Annotated in this window: 13 protein-coding genes and 1 pseudogene; 12 read left to right on the top strand and 2 right to left on the bottom strand. The window is 63.6% G+C overall.

What is annotated here, in order from left to right; genetic code table 11:
• The first annotated feature begins 62 nt into the window (after positions 1–62).
• Positions 63–599: an L-2-amino-thiazoline-4-carboxylic acid hydrolase gene (locus IB265_RS30360; RefSeq protein WP_112996889.1), complete on the top strand. Its 537-nt coding sequence runs from the start codon at positions 63–65 to the stop codon at positions 597–599.
• Positions 596–1,849 (top strand): Zn-dependent hydrolase, encoded by a 1,254-nt coding sequence (locus IB265_RS30355; protein ID WP_113133820.1) that lies wholly within the window; start codon positions 596–598, stop codon positions 1,847–1,849. The genes IB265_RS30360 and IB265_RS30355 overlap by 4 nt, the downstream gene beginning before the upstream one ends.
• Positions 1,850–1,925: 76 nt before the next feature.
• Here IB265_RS30355 and IB265_RS30350 read toward each other — a convergent pair whose 3' ends face one another.
• Complete coding sequence (locus IB265_RS30350; protein ID WP_034799134.1) at positions 1,926–2,603, bottom strand: isochorismatase family protein; 678 nt, start codon at positions 2,601–2,603, stop codon at positions 1,926–1,928.
• Positions 2,604–2,736: 133 nt separating this feature from the next.
• Here IB265_RS30350 and IB265_RS30345 point away from each other — a divergent pair, with 133 nt between their 5' ends.
• A complete protein-coding gene (locus IB265_RS30345; RefSeq protein ID WP_057251331.1) occupies positions 2,737–3,657 on the top strand; it encodes a LysR substrate-binding domain-containing protein in 921 nt (306 codons plus the stop codon).
• A gap of 11 nt (positions 3,658–3,668) precedes the next feature.
• On the opposite strand, the gene IB265_RS30340 is transcribed toward IB265_RS30345, so the two are convergent.
• Positions 3,669–4,898: an ROK family transcriptional regulator gene (locus IB265_RS30340; RefSeq protein ID WP_057251332.1), complete on the bottom strand. Its 1,230-nt coding sequence runs from the start codon at positions 4,896–4,898 to the stop codon at positions 3,669–3,671.
• Between the two features lie 232 nt (positions 4,899–5,130).
• On the opposite strand from IB265_RS30340, the gene IB265_RS30335 reads away from it, so the two are divergent.
• From IB265_RS30335 to IB265_RS37005, 9 genes and pseudogenes are all read left to right on the top strand, one after another.
• Entirely contained in the window at positions 5,131–6,369 is a 1,239-nt protein-coding gene (locus tag IB265_RS30335; protein ID WP_057251344.1) for an extracellular solute-binding protein, read from the top strand.
• 180 nt (positions 6,370–6,549) lie between these two features.
• Entirely contained in the window at positions 6,550–7,431 is an 882-nt protein-coding gene (locus IB265_RS30330) for a carbohydrate ABC transporter permease (RefSeq protein ID WP_057251333.1), read from the top strand.
• Positions 7,431–8,276: a carbohydrate ABC transporter permease gene (locus IB265_RS30325; protein WP_058324649.1), complete on the top strand. Its 846-nt coding sequence runs from the start codon at positions 7,431–7,433 to the stop codon at positions 8,274–8,276. Before IB265_RS30330 ends, IB265_RS30325 begins: the two co-directional genes overlap by 1 nt.
• Before the next feature lie 5 nt (positions 8,277–8,281).
• Complete coding sequence (locus tag IB265_RS30320) at positions 8,282–9,298, top strand: aminotransferase (RefSeq protein WP_112996892.1); 1,017 nt, start codon at positions 8,282–8,284, stop codon at positions 9,296–9,298.
• Between the two features lie 3 nt (positions 9,299–9,301).
• Entirely contained in the window at positions 9,302–10,237 is a 936-nt protein-coding gene (locus IB265_RS30315) for a PfkB family carbohydrate kinase (RefSeq protein WP_113133821.1), read from the top strand.
• Positions 10,234–11,319, top strand: coding sequence for an ABC transporter ATP-binding protein (locus tag IB265_RS30310; RefSeq protein WP_057251337.1), 1,086 nt, complete (start codon positions 10,234–10,236; stop codon positions 11,317–11,319). The genes IB265_RS30315 and IB265_RS30310 overlap by 4 nt, the downstream gene beginning before the upstream one ends.
• A 104-nt stretch (positions 11,320–11,423) precedes the next feature.
• A complete protein-coding gene (locus tag IB265_RS30305; protein WP_057251338.1) occupies positions 11,424–12,482 on the top strand; it encodes a D-TA family PLP-dependent enzyme in 1,059 nt (352 codons plus the stop codon).
• A 360-nt stretch (positions 12,483–12,842) separates the two neighbouring features.
• Positions 12,843–13,844, top strand: coding sequence for a sulfate ABC transporter substrate-binding protein (locus tag IB265_RS30300; protein WP_375293098.1), 1,002 nt, complete (start codon positions 12,843–12,845; stop codon positions 13,842–13,844).
• A gap of 118 nt (positions 13,845–13,962) precedes the next feature.
• A pseudogene (locus IB265_RS37005) lies at positions 13,963–14,115 on the top strand (molybdate ABC transporter permease subunit); the annotation flags it as partial.

The raw sequence follows: 14,115 nt of genomic DNA, 5'->3' as shown, positions 1-14,115 counted from the left end.
GCATTGCCCACGTAGTATCCTGCCGCCGTTGTTCTGCCCTGTGGCAGACAGGGAGGCATTCCATGGAAAAGACGGACAAAGAAAACACCGAAACCACCTCGCGGGCGGCAATGGATGGCGAGATCGGCATACTCGCGCGCCGCCGCATCGAGGCCGGCATCATCGCGCCGATCTATGAGGCGATGCGCGAGGAGATCGGCGAGGAGCGCGCGCAAGCAATCCTCGACAAGGCGATCACCAAGGCCGCGATCGAAGCCGGCAGGACCTTTGCGGCAAAGACGCCTGGCGGCACCAACCTGCGCACCTTCCAGGAACTGCAGGACCTCTGGACGCAGGACGACGCGCTTGTCATCGAGGTGACCAAGGCGACGGATGAGGAATTCCACTACAATGTGAAGCGCTGTCGCTACGCCGAAACCTATCGCGAGATGGGGCTCGGCCATATCGGGCACCTGCTTTCCTGCAACCGCGACGGCGTCTTCTGTACCGGCTACGATCCGCGCATCACGCTGGAGCGCACCCAGACGGTGATGCAGGGTGCCTCCCATTGCGACTTCCGCTACAAGCTGAACAAGGACGCACCGGAGCAGCCGAAATGAGCGCCGAAGCCTTGCGCACTGAGCCCAAGCGCATCAACACGCCGGTTACAAACGGCGACCGGCTGTGGAACGACATCGTCGCGACCGCACGCTTCGGCGCCGCCGATAAAGGCGGGGTCACCCGCCTGACGCTGACTGAGGAGGACCGTGAGGTCCGCGATTGGTTCGTCGCCGCGTGCCGGACGCTCGGCTGCACGGTCGAAGTCGACGGCATCGGCAACATCTTCGCGACTTATGCCGGCGAAGACATGTCGCTGCCGGCGATCGCCGTCGGCAGCCATCTCGACACGCAGCCGCAGGGCGGCCGGTTCGACGGCATTCTCGGCGTGCTTGCCGGCCTTGAGGTGCTGCGCACCCTCAAGGAAACATCCACCGTGCTCCGCCATCCGCTGACGGTCGTCAACTGGACGAACGAGGAAGGGTCGCGTTTTTCTCCTGCAATGATGGGATCAGGCGTCTTTGCCGGCGCGCTTTCGCTCGATGCGGCGCGCGCGCTCACCGACCGAGACAGCGTCACGATCGGTGCGGCGCTCGATACCATCGGCTATCGCGGTGAAGCATGGGTCGAGCCGGCGGCCTTCGCGGCTTACGTCGAGCTGCATATCGAGCAGGGACCGCTGCTGGAAGCCTCCGCAACCGAGATCGGCATCGTCACCGGCATCCAGGGGCTGCGCTGGTTCGATATCACTGTCACCGGCACCGAGGCGCATGCCGGCAGCACGCCGATGGCGCAGCGCGACGATGCGCTTGTCGCCGCGGCCGAAATCGTGCTCGCCGTGCGCGACATCGCCCGAGAGAACCCTCCCGGTGTCGGCACCGTCGGCTTCGTCGAGGTAGGCCCCAATTCGCGCAATGTCGTGCCGGGTTCTGTTCGACTCCAGATCGACATGCGCCATCCGTCCGAGGCCGGCCTCGACCAGATGGAAGGTGCGTTGCAGGAGGCGGTTCGCAAGGCCGGCGCCCGCGCCGAACTGAAGCGCATCTGGTCTAAAGCGCCGGTCGTCTTCGATCCATCGATCGTGGATGCCGTCCGCAACAGCGCGGAAGCGCTCGGCTATTCGGCCACGGACGTCGTTTCCGGTGCCGGGCATGATGCGGCGCATATCGCGACGATCATGCCGACCGCAATGATCTTCGTGCCTTCCAAGGACGGGCTGTCGCACAACGAAGCGGAATACACCGCGCCCGAAGAGTGCGCCCGTGGCGCAGAGGTTCTGTTCCAGACCATCCTGGAACTCGACCGGCACTGACCGATAAAGCCAAGCACCCACGGCAGACAGTCTGCCGTGGGTGCTTGCAAACCGGTTTCACGGCTTGCCTGCGTTCTTAGCCGCGCTGCGAGTCCAATTGTTCCTGGTCCTTTTCGACCTGCTGCGCCTTCAGGTAGCTCTCGATCAGCAACTGATATTCCGGAAAAATCTTGGTGTAGATCTCCGCCCATTGCTGGGCATCGTCACGGTGCCATGTGCGCTGCAGCTCGGAGGCGACTGCTGCGGTATCCATCGGCACCACGCCGGCCTGGACGACACGGGCAAGGGTGATCTCCTCAGCCATCTTCGAATAGGTGCCCGAAGCATCGACAACTACGAAGACCTTGTAGCCATCATGGACGGCGCTGATTGCCGGGAAGGCCATGCAGACGCTGGTGATCGTGCCGGCGATGATCAGGGTCTTGCGGCCGGTTTCCTTCACCGCGGCGACGAAATCCGGGTTGTCCCAGGCATTGATCTCGCCGCGACGGGCGACGTACTTGGCATGCGGCGCATTGGCATGGATTTCCGGGATCAGCGGGCCGTTCGGGCCCTGCGGCACGGAGGCCGTGGTGATGACGGGCATCTTGGTCAGCGTCGCCATGCTGGCGAGTGCCGCCGCATGGGCGCGCAGCTTCGGCATCGGCATGTCGTTGACGGTCTGGAACAGGCCGCTCTGGTGGTCGATCAGAAGCATCACGGCGTCATCGGGGTCGATGACCGGGCGCTGTCCGTTGAAGTTTGCAGGTGTCATGGTCTTGCTCCTTTTCGGTTGAGCAACCACCCCATCCATGGTGGTTGGCGTTGAGGAGAAGATATCCCTGCACCAAACCTAGCAGTAGACGGCCATATCGAGCTATAATGTCCTGAAAATAGGACAATTCCCCATGCAGGACCTGAACGATCTCAAGCTATTCGTCGACGTGGTCGAGCAGAACGGTTTTGCCGCTGCCGCCCGAAAGTTGAACATGCCGCGCTCACGTTTGAGCCGCCGCATCGGCCTTCTGGAAGAGCGGCTCGGGGTGCGGCTGGTGCAGCGCTCGACGCGTCATTTCGTCATCACCGAGATCGGGAGGGAATATTACCGCCATTGCGTCGCCATGCTGGTGGAAGCCGAAGCGGCGCAGGAGATGATCGAGCGCATGCGATCCGAGCCACAGGGCGTGGTCCATGTCAGTTGCCCCTCTTCTGTGGTCTATTTCCAGGTCGCAGAAATGATCGCCCGGTTCATGGCAGAATGCCCGAAGGTCGAGGTCGTGCTCGAAAGCACCAACCGGCGCGCCGACGTGCTACGCGAAGGCATCGACATCGCCGTCCGCGTCCGCTTTCCGCCACTCGAAGAAAGCGATCTTGTCGTCAAACGTTTTGCCGAGAGCCGGCAGCGGCTCGTCGCCAGCCCGGGGCTGCTCGCGTCCATCGGCAAGCCGTTGATGGCGGCCGACCTCGCCGCCTTCCCAAGCCTTGCCTGGAACCCTGATCGCCCGGAGCACGACTGGCGGCTGGAGGGCCCCGGCGGCGCAACCGCAATCGTGCGCCATCGGCCGCGGCTCGCCACCGAAGACATGGTGACGTTGCGGCTTGCCGCCCTGCGCGGTGTCGGCATCTGCCAACTGCCGGAGATGGTGATACGGCAAGACCTGAAGGATGGCACGCTTGTCGATGTGCTGCCCGACTGGGCGCCGAGGGCCGGCATCATTCACGCGGTCTTTCCCTCACGCCGGGGTTTGCTTCCTTCGGTGCGCGCCCTGCTCGATTTTCTGGCCGCCGGATATGCTGAACTTGCCCGTCTGGACGAGCCCAGAACCTGACGGTCGCGCCATTACACCGTGGCGTGCTCTCGTGTTTTCAAGATCGCGGAGAAGCGCGGATCGAACGTGCGGCTGATCGGCTCTGCCGCCGCACCGATCGCCACCGCCCAGGGATCGGTGAAACCGATCTGCAATCGCGGGAGACTGCGGTCTCGCCGATCGGCGATCGAGGGGAGCAGCGGCATCATCGCCTCGACCAACAGGCGCGCGAGCCCCGGCGGAAGCCCACCGCACAGGATCACCGTCTGCGGGTCGAAGATCGTTTCGAGCGCCTGAACGGCGGCGCGTAGTTCAAAGACCGCCGCATCGAGCCAGCGCCGCACCCGCTCGTCCGGGCCGGCGGCAATCGCATCGATATGGGCGTAAAGCTCAGGATCGGCGGGATCGAGGTCGAGCAGCCTGCAGAGCGAGGCGATCGAAGCGCGATGTTCGAGCGGCGTGCGTTCGTCCAGCGATGCGCCACGCGGCAGGCTGAGGATCATGCCGATCTCGCCGGCATTGCCATTGGCGCCGCGGTAGAGCTCGCCGTTGAGGATCAGCCCGGCGCCAAGGCCATAGCCGAGATAGATGCAGATGGCATGGTCGACACCGTGCGCAGCGCCAACCATGCGCTCGGCAGTAGCGGCCGCGGCCGCGTCGTTCTGCAAGCCGACATCGAGCCCCGTGCCGGTCGCAAGCGTCTCCAGCAACGGAAAATTCTGCCACGCCGCCATCATCCAGGTATCGTCGTCGTCGGCTTCGATACCGAAGGGCCCGGGCATCGCCGCCCCAAGGCCGACGAGGCGATCCTCCGATTGCGGCGCGATCTCCGTGAGATCACGGCGGGTCTTCTCGATCAGTTCGAGGATCGTCCGCACGCCTGTCGCCGGCCCACCGACCGGCAGGTTGGCCTCGCCACGGGCGAGCACCCGGCCGACGAGATCGACAGCGATGGTCCGCGTCACATGCCTGTCAATTTGCAGGCCGATCGCGAAAGCACCCTCCGGCACCAGGCGATAGGGCGTCGAAGGTTGCCCGCGGCCGTTGCGCACCGCCTCGAGCGATTCGACCAGCCCGTCCCGCTCCAGGTCTTCGATGATGTTGGAGACCGTCTGCTTCGTGAGCGCCGTCGCGCGGGCAAGGTCCGCCCGGGACAATTGACCGTTCAGCCGCAGCGCGTCGATCATGACGCGCCGGTTGTGTGCGCTCGTCCCCTCCTGGTTGGTGCCGCTCTTCGCCCGGATCAGGCGCATATCGTTCATCCAAAAAACCCCTCTTGACACTGTTAGAATATTGAACAAAAAATAAGTCAAGACAATTGACTTAATAGGAGCCCAAAAGAGCTCCGGGGGAACGAAAGCAGCGGCAAGCACCGCTGCGGGCGCTCCGATGGATATGTCGACGGCCGCTCGGAAACGGACGGACTTCTCGCATACGGCGCATCGCAGAGGCGCGCCGAAGAAGGCTGAAACGCTCAAGTTACTGGAGGAAATCATGTTGAAATCGATAAGAACCACCTTGCTTTGCGCGACCCTCGCCGGCGTCTCCTTCGTCGGCCACGCGCATGCGGAAACGACGCTCAACGCCCTCTTCATGGCCCAGGCCGCCTATAGCGAGGCGGATGTGCGCGCCATGACCGAGGCCTTCACCAAGGCCAACCCGGACGTGAAGGTTAATCTCGAATTCGTGCCCTATGAGGGCCTGCACGACAAGACCGTGCTGGCGCAGGGTTCCGGCGGCGGCTACGACGTCGTGCTCTTCGACGTGATCTGGCCGGCCGAATATGCAAGCAACAAAGTGCTCGTCGATGTGACCGACCGCATCACAGGCGAGATGAAATCCGGCGTGCTGCCGGGCGCCTGGACGACCGTCGAATATGACGGCAAGCGCTATGGCATGCCCTGGATCCTCGACACCAAATACCTGTTCTACAACAAGGAAATCCTGGAGAAGGCCGGCATCAAGGCGCCGCCGAAGACCTGGGACGAGCTTGCCGAACAGGCCAAGGTGATCAAGGACAAGGGTCTGCTCGCGACCCCGATCGCCTGGAGCTGGTCGCAGGCCGAAGCCGCGATCTGCGACTATACCACGCTCGTCAGCGCCTACGGCGGCAAGTTCATTGACGGCGGTAAGCCGGCCTTCGCGTCGGGTGGCGGCCTCGACGCGCTCAACTACATGGTGGCGAGCTACTCTTCGGGCCTCACCAATCCCAACTCCAAGGAGTTTCTGGAGGAGGATGTCCGCAAGGTGTTCCAGAACGGCGAAGCCGCTTTCGCTCTCAACTGGACCTATATGTACAACCTCGCCAACGATCCGAAGGAAAGCAAGGTTGCAGGCAAGGTCGGCGTCGTGCCGGCGCCGGGCGTTGCCGGCAAGAGCGAAGTCTCCGCCGTCAACGGCTCGATGGGTCTTGGCATCACCTCGACCAGCAAGAACCCGGACGAGGCCTGGAAGTACATCGTCTACATGACCTCGCAGCAGACGCAGAATGCCTACGCCAAGCTCAGCCTGCCGATCTGGGCCTCTTCCTACGAAGATGCCAGCGTCACCAAGGGCCAGGAAGAGCTGATCGGCGCCGCCAAGCTCGGCCTCGCGGCCATGTATCCGCGTCCGACGACACCGAAATACCAGGAACTTTCGACTGCGCTTCAGCAGGCGATCCAGGAAGCACTGCTCGGCCAGGCTTCGCCTGAGGACGCCTTGAAGACGGCGGCCGAAAACAGCGGCCTCTGAGCCGCCCTCCCAAGCCCCGGGCGGGTAACCGCCCGGGGACCGCGGGAATTATGCGGTAGCGCTGGCATCCACGCGCTTTAACACTTTGATTTGGTGCATCATTCGCTTGGGTCGATGACGATCCGGGGCAATATGCGATAGCATGACGGGGCTCCCTAGGCCCGAGAAGGTTTCCATCTTATGTCCGGCACCTGGATAACAACGCGCGCATGGCTGCTCATGCTGCCGCTGCTGGTGGTCATGATCGCCGTCATCGGCTGGCCGTTGATCGATACGGTCAGGCTTTCCTTCACCGACGCCAGGCTCGTCGGCACGGAAGGCACGTTCGTCGGCCTCGCCAACTATGCCAAGATGCTCGGCGGCTCGAACTTCCTGCGCGCCTTCGTGACGACGACCTGGTTCGCCGTCGTCTCGGTCACCGCTGAAATGGTGCTCGGGGTGCTCGCAGCCCTGCTGCTCAATCAACAATTTCGCGGGCGCACGGCTCTCAGAGCCTTGATGATCCTGCCCTGGGCTTTGCCGACGGTGGTCAACGCCACGCTCTGGCGGTTGATCTACAATCCGGAATATGGCGCGCTCAACGCCGCCTTGACGCAAATCGGCCTGATCGACAGCTACCGCTCCTGGCTCGGCGAACCCGGCTCGGCGCTGACGGCGCTGATCATCGCCGACTGCTGGAAGAACTTTCCGCTGGTTGCGCTGATCGCGCTTGCGGCACTCCAGGCCGTGCCGCGTGACATCACCGCCGCCTCGCTCGTCGATGGCGCGGGTCCGCTCAATCGCTTTCGCTATGTCATCATGCCCTATCTGGCGGGTCCCCTGCTGGTGGCACTGGTGCTGCGCACGATCGAGGCGTTCAAGGTGTTCGACCTGATCTGGGTGATGACCCGCGGCGGCCCGGCAAACAGCACACGCACGCTGTCGATCCTCGTCTACCAGGAAGCGTTCTCCTTCCAGCGTGCCGGATCGGGCGCCTCGCTGGCGCTGATCGTCACGCTGCTCGTAACCGTGCTCGCCGTCGCCTATGCAGCAATGGTGCGCAAAGCCGCAGGAGCATCCTGATGGAACGCCAGAACCCGGTTTTCACCGCCTTCGTCTATGCTGCGGCTCTGCTGCTGGCAGCCATCATCCTGGCCCCCATTCTCTGGCTCTTCGTCATGAGCATTTCGTCGGCCGCCGACCTCTCGACAAAGCCGCTCAACTGGTGGCCCAACGAGATCGATCTGTCGCGCTACCGCCTGCTGTTGTCCACGATCGAAAACAGCACCGGCGCTGCCTTTACTGCCTCGCTCTTCAACAGCCTGAAGGTTGCCGGGATGGCGACGCTGGCGGCGATCGCGGTCGCCATTCCCGCCGCCTGGGCGGTATCGCGCACATCCAACGTTTCCTGGTCGCTCTATGCGGTCATCGCCACCTACATGCTGCCGCCAGTAGCGCTTGCCGTGCCGCTCTATATGGGGCTTGCCTATCTCGGCCTTCTGAACTCGGTCTTCGGCCTCGCGCTTGTTTATCTCACCATTCTGGCGCCCTTCACCACCTGGCTGCTGAAATCCGGCTTCGATTCCATCCCGAAGGAAATCGAGAGTGCCGCGATGATCGACGGCGCCCGTCTCGACCAGATCCTCCGGCTCATCACCCTGCCGCTCGCGGCACCCGTCATGGCGACGTCGGCGCTCTTTGCCTTCCTGCTCGCCTGGGACGAATTCTTCTACGCGCTGCTCTTCACGTCGGATCTGCGCGCCAAGACCCTCACGGTTGCCATTTCCGATCTCGCCGGCGGCCGTGTCTCCGATTACGGGCTGATCGCCACAGCCGGGGTGCTGGCCGCCCTGCCCCCGGTGTTGATCGGTCTCGTCATGCAGCGTGCCCTCATTTCCGGGCTCACCAGCGGCGGCGTCAAAGGATGACGGCTATGACCAATTCGGAACGCCCCGCCGGGCTCGTCGCGATCGATCGCGAAATGGCGCGTCAGGCCTCCGACGCCATCGCCTCCGTGCACCAGGCGACAGCGATGGCGGCCAGTGTCGCTGCCTCACTGAAGTCTACCGGCAAGCTGCTGCTGCTCGGCATGGGCGGCTCGCATGCCGTCGGTCGCGCCGTCGAGCCGCTCTACCGCGCCCATGGCATCGACGCCATTGCCCTGCCGCTCTCGGAACAACTCGGCCAGCCGCTTGTCATCGAAGGCAAGACGATCCTCATCACCTCGCAGTCCGGCGAAAGCGCCGAGGTGCTGCGCTGGTTCAGCGAAACCAATGGCGCAACGCCGCACACCTTCGGACTGACGCTTGAAGGCGGTTCCTTCCTCGCCAGCAATGCGCCTTCTCTGGTCGGCGTTGGCGGAACCGAAAAGGCCTTTGCCGCCACCCGCAGCCTGACCATCAGCTTCGCCCTGCACCTCGCCATTCTCGCCGCCCTCGCTGATGATCCGGCCGATGCCCTTCACGCATTGGAAAACCCGCAATCGCCCGATACGTCGGCGGCACTCGAAGCCCTGCACAGCGTCCGATCCGTTGTAACTTCGGGCCGCCGGCTGCAAGGCCTCGCCGAAGCGATCGGCCTCGGCCTGACCGAGCTTTCCCGCCTGCCCTGCTTCTCGCTTGAAGGCGGCCAGCTTCGCCACGGCCCGATGGAAATGCTCGGTCCATCCGTCGGTGTTGTGCTCTTCCGCGCGACAGATCCGACCGCCGGCCTTGTAGAAGCCATGGCGCTTTCCGCCGCCGAAGCCGGCTCGCCGGTCATCGTCTTCGATGCCTCCGGCGAGGCGCCCATCGAAGGCGTCACCACCATTCCCTTTGCGCCGGCCGCGGGCATGGCGGCGATCTTCGCCATGCTGCCCGTCGCCCAGTCCTTCATGATCGCCTTTGCGGCGTCGCGTGTCGAGAATGCCGGCACTCCCGTGCGCTCGACCAAGATCACCCGGAGCGAATAAACGATGCGTCCTCTTGCCGTGGTCGGCAATGCCAATGTCGATCTCATCCTCGGGCCGGCGGCCCCCTGGCCCAAAGCCGGAACCGAAATCATCGTCGACCACGACGAGCTGCGTGTCGGCGGCTGCGCCGGCAACAGCGCGCTCGCCTGGGATTCCCTCGGCGTCGACTACGCGATCGCCGCCAATGTCGGCAACGATCAGTTCGGCACCTGGTTGAAAGAGGCTTTTCCCGCGCGGTCCAAGTCCTGGCCGGTCGAAAATGTCGGGACCACGCTTTCCGTCGGCATCACCCATCCCGACGGCGAGCGCACCTTCTTCACGACGCGTGGGCATCTGCCGCTGCTCAGCTTCGACGAAGTCCGCACCATGCTCAACGGCGAGAAGCTCCGCGGTGGTTATGCGCTGTTGACCGGTGCCTTCCTGACCGATGCGCTGACATCGGACTATGACCGCTTCTTCGACTGGGCCGATGCCCACGACATCGCTGTCGCGCTCGACACCGGCTGGCCGCTCGACGGCTGGACGCAAACGAACTGCGCGGCGACCGTGGGCTGGCTCAAGCGTTGCCGGCTCGCACTGTTCAACGAGGTTGAAACGACCACGCTGACGGGCCTCTCCGACCCGACCGAGGCAGCCCACGAGCTCAGGAACCACATGCCCGAAGGCGCAATCGTCGTCGTCAAGCGTGGTCCCCATGGCGCGATCGCTATCGATGCGCAAGGCCGTCTTTCATCGGCCGCCGCCCCAGCGGTTACTGTGGTCGATACCATCGGCGCCGGCGACGTCTTCAATGCCGGGTTCCTGGCAGCCCTTGCCGCCGAGATGCCTCTGGAGGCCTGTCTTCGCACCGGCGTCGCCATCGCCTCGGAGGCGATTTCCACCCTGCCGCGCAGCTACGGCAAACCGCTTTCGTCCTACCTTCAGGAGACCGGCGCATGAGCGCACTCGCCATTCAGAACATTCACAAGCGCTATGGCGAGGTCGAGACGCTGAAGGGCATCGACATCGATCTCGAGAGCGGCGAGTTCCTGGTGCTGCTCGGCTCCTCCGGCTGCGGCAAGTCGACCCTGCTCAACATCATCGCCGGGCTTGCGGAGCCGAGCGGCGGCGATATCCGCATCGGCGACCGATCCATTCTCGGCGCGCATCCGAAGGATCGCGACATCGCCATGGTGTTCCAGTCCTATGCGCTCTACCCGAATATGAGCGTTGCAAGGAACATCGGCTTTGGCCTTGAAATGCGCAAGGTCCCCTCGGCCGAGCGCGAAAAGGCGGTGGCGGAGACGGCAAAGCTGTTGCAAATCGAGAACCTGCTCGACCGCAAGCCGAGCCAGCTCTCGGGCGGCCAGCGCCAGCGCGTCGCCATCGGCCGGGCGCTGGTGCGCAATCCGCAGGTGTTCCTCTTCGACGAGCCGCTCTCCAACCTCGACGCCAAGCTGCGCATGGAGATGCGCACCGAGCTCAAGCGCCTGCACCAGATGCTGAAGACCACGATCGTCTACGTCACCCACGACCAGATCGAGGCGATGACGCTCGCGACCCGCATCGCGGTGATGCGTGACGGGCGGATCGAGCAACTCGGCACGCCGGAAGAGATCTACGACCGCCCGGCCACGCTCTATGTCGCCGGCTTCGTCGGCTCGCCGCCGATGAACATCTTGGATGCGACCGTTGTGGAAGGTCGGTTGAAAATCGCCGGCGACGGCCAGGCGATCGCCCTGCCGGCACGCCTCCGCAACGTTGTCTCCGATGGCCAGCGCGTCAAGGCTGGTATTCGCCCGGAAGCGCTGCGACTTGCCGCTGGTGACGAGCCGGTGCCGCAGTTCAAGGCACGCGTCGAGGTGGTCGAATTGACCGGTCCCGAACTCGTCACCACGGCGCGGATCGGCGACCAGCGCATCACCGCCTGCCTGCCACCGCGCAGTGCGGTTCTGTCGGGCGAAGAGCGCGCCTTCACGATCGAGGCGGATGCCCTTCATCTCTTCGATCCCGACACCGGCCGATCGCTGGCGAAAGACTGAGGGTGCCTGCGGGCGACGACCGGGATTGCTTTGGCAACGCCTTTTCCTTCTTGTGAGAATCGTTCATCACACGTTGTCCCGCGCGAGAAGAGGAAGTGACCGCGATGCCCCTGCCGATCGAAACGCCGGCCGTTCTCGTCGACCTCGAAATTGCCAAGCGCAATATCGAGCGCTTCCAGGCCTATGCCGATGAACATGGCATTCGCGTGCGCCCGCACATCAAGACGCACAAGCTGCCGCAGATGGCCGAGCTTCAGCTTGAGGCCGGCGCCGTTGGCATCACCTGCCAGAAGGTGACCGAAGCCGAAGCAATGGTCGAGGGCAGCGACCGGATCCAGGATGTGCTGATCACCTACAACATTCTCGGCGAGGCCAAGATGGCACGGCTGGAGCGGCTCAATGGCCGCGTCGCGCTTGCCGTCGTCGCCGACAGCGAGACCGTCATCGACGGGCTTGCGGGCTATTTCGCCGGCAAGGACAAGCCGCTTCGAGTCTTCGTCGAATGCAACACCGGCGCCGATCGTTGTGGCGTTGGAGCTCCCGAGGCGGCGGCCCGGCTGGCGCGGCGGATCGCCGATGCCCAAGGGCTCGTCTTCGGTGGACTGATGACCTATCCGCCCGTCAACGGCGAGGCAAAGGTCCAGGCCTTCATGAGCGAAGCAAAAAGCCTGATCGAAGCCGACGGCAACGCGGTGCCGGTGATCACCTCAGGCGGCACGCCGAGCATGATGCATGCCGCCGGTGCGCCGGTTGCCAGCGAGTATCGGCCGGGCACCTATATCTACAACGACCGCTCCCTGGTTTCGCGCGGTGTCGCCAGCTGGGACGATTGCGCGCTGACCGTGCTTGCGACCGTCGTCTCCGTCCCATCCGAAACCCGCGCGATCATCGATGCCGGCAGTAAGGTGTTGACCTCGGATCTGCTGGGACTGACAGGCTATGGTCACGTGCTCGGCCGCGACGACATCCGCATCGACCAACTCTCGGAGGAACACGGCCGCCTCGTCACCGATGGGCCGATCAACCTCAAGGTCGGTGATCAGCTCCGCATCGTGCCCAACCACGCCTGCGTCGTGACCAACATGGTCGATGCGGTCCATATCATCGAGGGCGACACCCTGAAAGACACCTGGCCGATCGTCGCCCGCGGCCGCGTGCTTTAGAATCGCGCCTTAGAGACCCTATTCTGCAGAAATCTGTGCTCGCCTGGAGAGCCCCGCATTCGCCGGAAATGCAGGGCTGAAGGCTCATCGATGGATCGGTCCGGCAAACGATCGAAAGGAGAATCGACGCGCGTCCACTGGACACCGGCATCGCGCCCTCCATCTAATGACCTTGGCGGGCCGGCACGGCCATACTGGGCGGTTGCAGGCAAACCGTTCCCGAAAACGCGGCGAGAACGATAGGACATTTCCCGTTTGCCGCCCTCGGGGTCATCTGTTTGCGTTGTAGCAGTCGATAAAATTGATAGTTTTATCTGGTAACCGATGGAGGTCGAAATGGTCTTTGGACGAATTACCGGAATGGTGGGACTGGCAATTGTGCTCGGGGGCCTGCAGCTGGGAGCTGCGAGTGTTGCGTTTGCCGACACGACGATCTTGAACGTGTCCTACGATCCGACACGTGAACTCTATAAGGACTTCAACGCTGCCTTCGCTGAGAAGTGGAAGGCCGACGCTGGCGAAACCGTGACGATCCAGACGTCGCACGGCGGCTCGGGCAAGCAAGCCCGCTCCGTCATCGACGGCCTGCAGGCCGATGTCGTAACGCTGGCGCTCGAAGCCGATATCGACGCGATCGCCAAGGAAACCGGCAAAATCCCGGCGGACTGGAAGACGAAGTTCGAGAACAACAGCGCGCCTTACACATCGACGATCGTATTCCTGGTGCGCAAGGGCAACCCTAAGGGCGTCAAGGACTGGGGCGATCTGGTGAAGCCGGACATCCAGGTGATCACGCCGAACCCGAAGACTTCGGGCGGCGCGCGCTGGAACTTCCTGGCTGCCTGGGCCTATGGCCGGGCTGCCAATGGCGGAGATGACGCCAAGGCGCAGGAATATGTGACGGAACTCTTCAAGCATGTTCCGGTGCTCGATACCGGCGCGCGCGGCGCGACGACGACCTTCGTGCAGCGCGGCCTTGGCGACGTGCTGCTCGCCTGGGAAAACGAAGCCTATCTGTCGCTCGAGGAACTCGGCCCCGACAAATTCGAGATCGTCACGCCGTCAATCTCGATCAAGGCCGAACCGCCGGTGGCGCTCGTTGACGGCAACGTCGACGCCAAGGGCACCCGCAAGGTGGCGGAAGCCTATCTCGGCTACCTCTACAGCGATGCCGGTCAGAAGATTGCGGCCAAGCATTACTACCGGCCGTTCAAGCCGGCAGCGGCCGATCCGGCTGATATCAAGCGGTTCGGCGACCTGAAGCTCGTCACAATCGAAGATTTTGGCGGTTGGAAGGAAGCCCAGCCGAAATTCTTCGGCGACGGCGGCGTCTTCGACCAGCTTTACAAGCCGGGCCAATAAGACCGACCTTGGACGCGCGGCCGGACAATCCGGCCGCGCGTCTTGCTTTGCGCCGCGCCGGGCCCTTGGCACGAAGCGCGGTTCACTACGTCTCGCGAGCTTTGTAAAGGTAGTGTCATTGACGGAAGCGACGAAGACTGCGCCCTGGCGATTTCGCCAGCCGAGTGTTTTGCCTGGCTTTGGGCTGTCGCTCGGGATCACGCTGAGTTGGCTGGTGCTGATCGTGTTGATCCCGCTGTCGGGGCTGGTGTGGCGGGCAAGCGGGCTCGGC

Origin of the sequence: Ensifer sp. ENS10 (assembly GCF_014852025.1) — a bacterium.
GTDB lineage: Bacteria > Pseudomonadota > Alphaproteobacteria > Rhizobiales > Rhizobiaceae > Ensifer.
The sequence above is the reverse complement of the archived record's forward strand: the minus strand, read 5'-3'. Positions and strand labels throughout refer to the sequence as shown.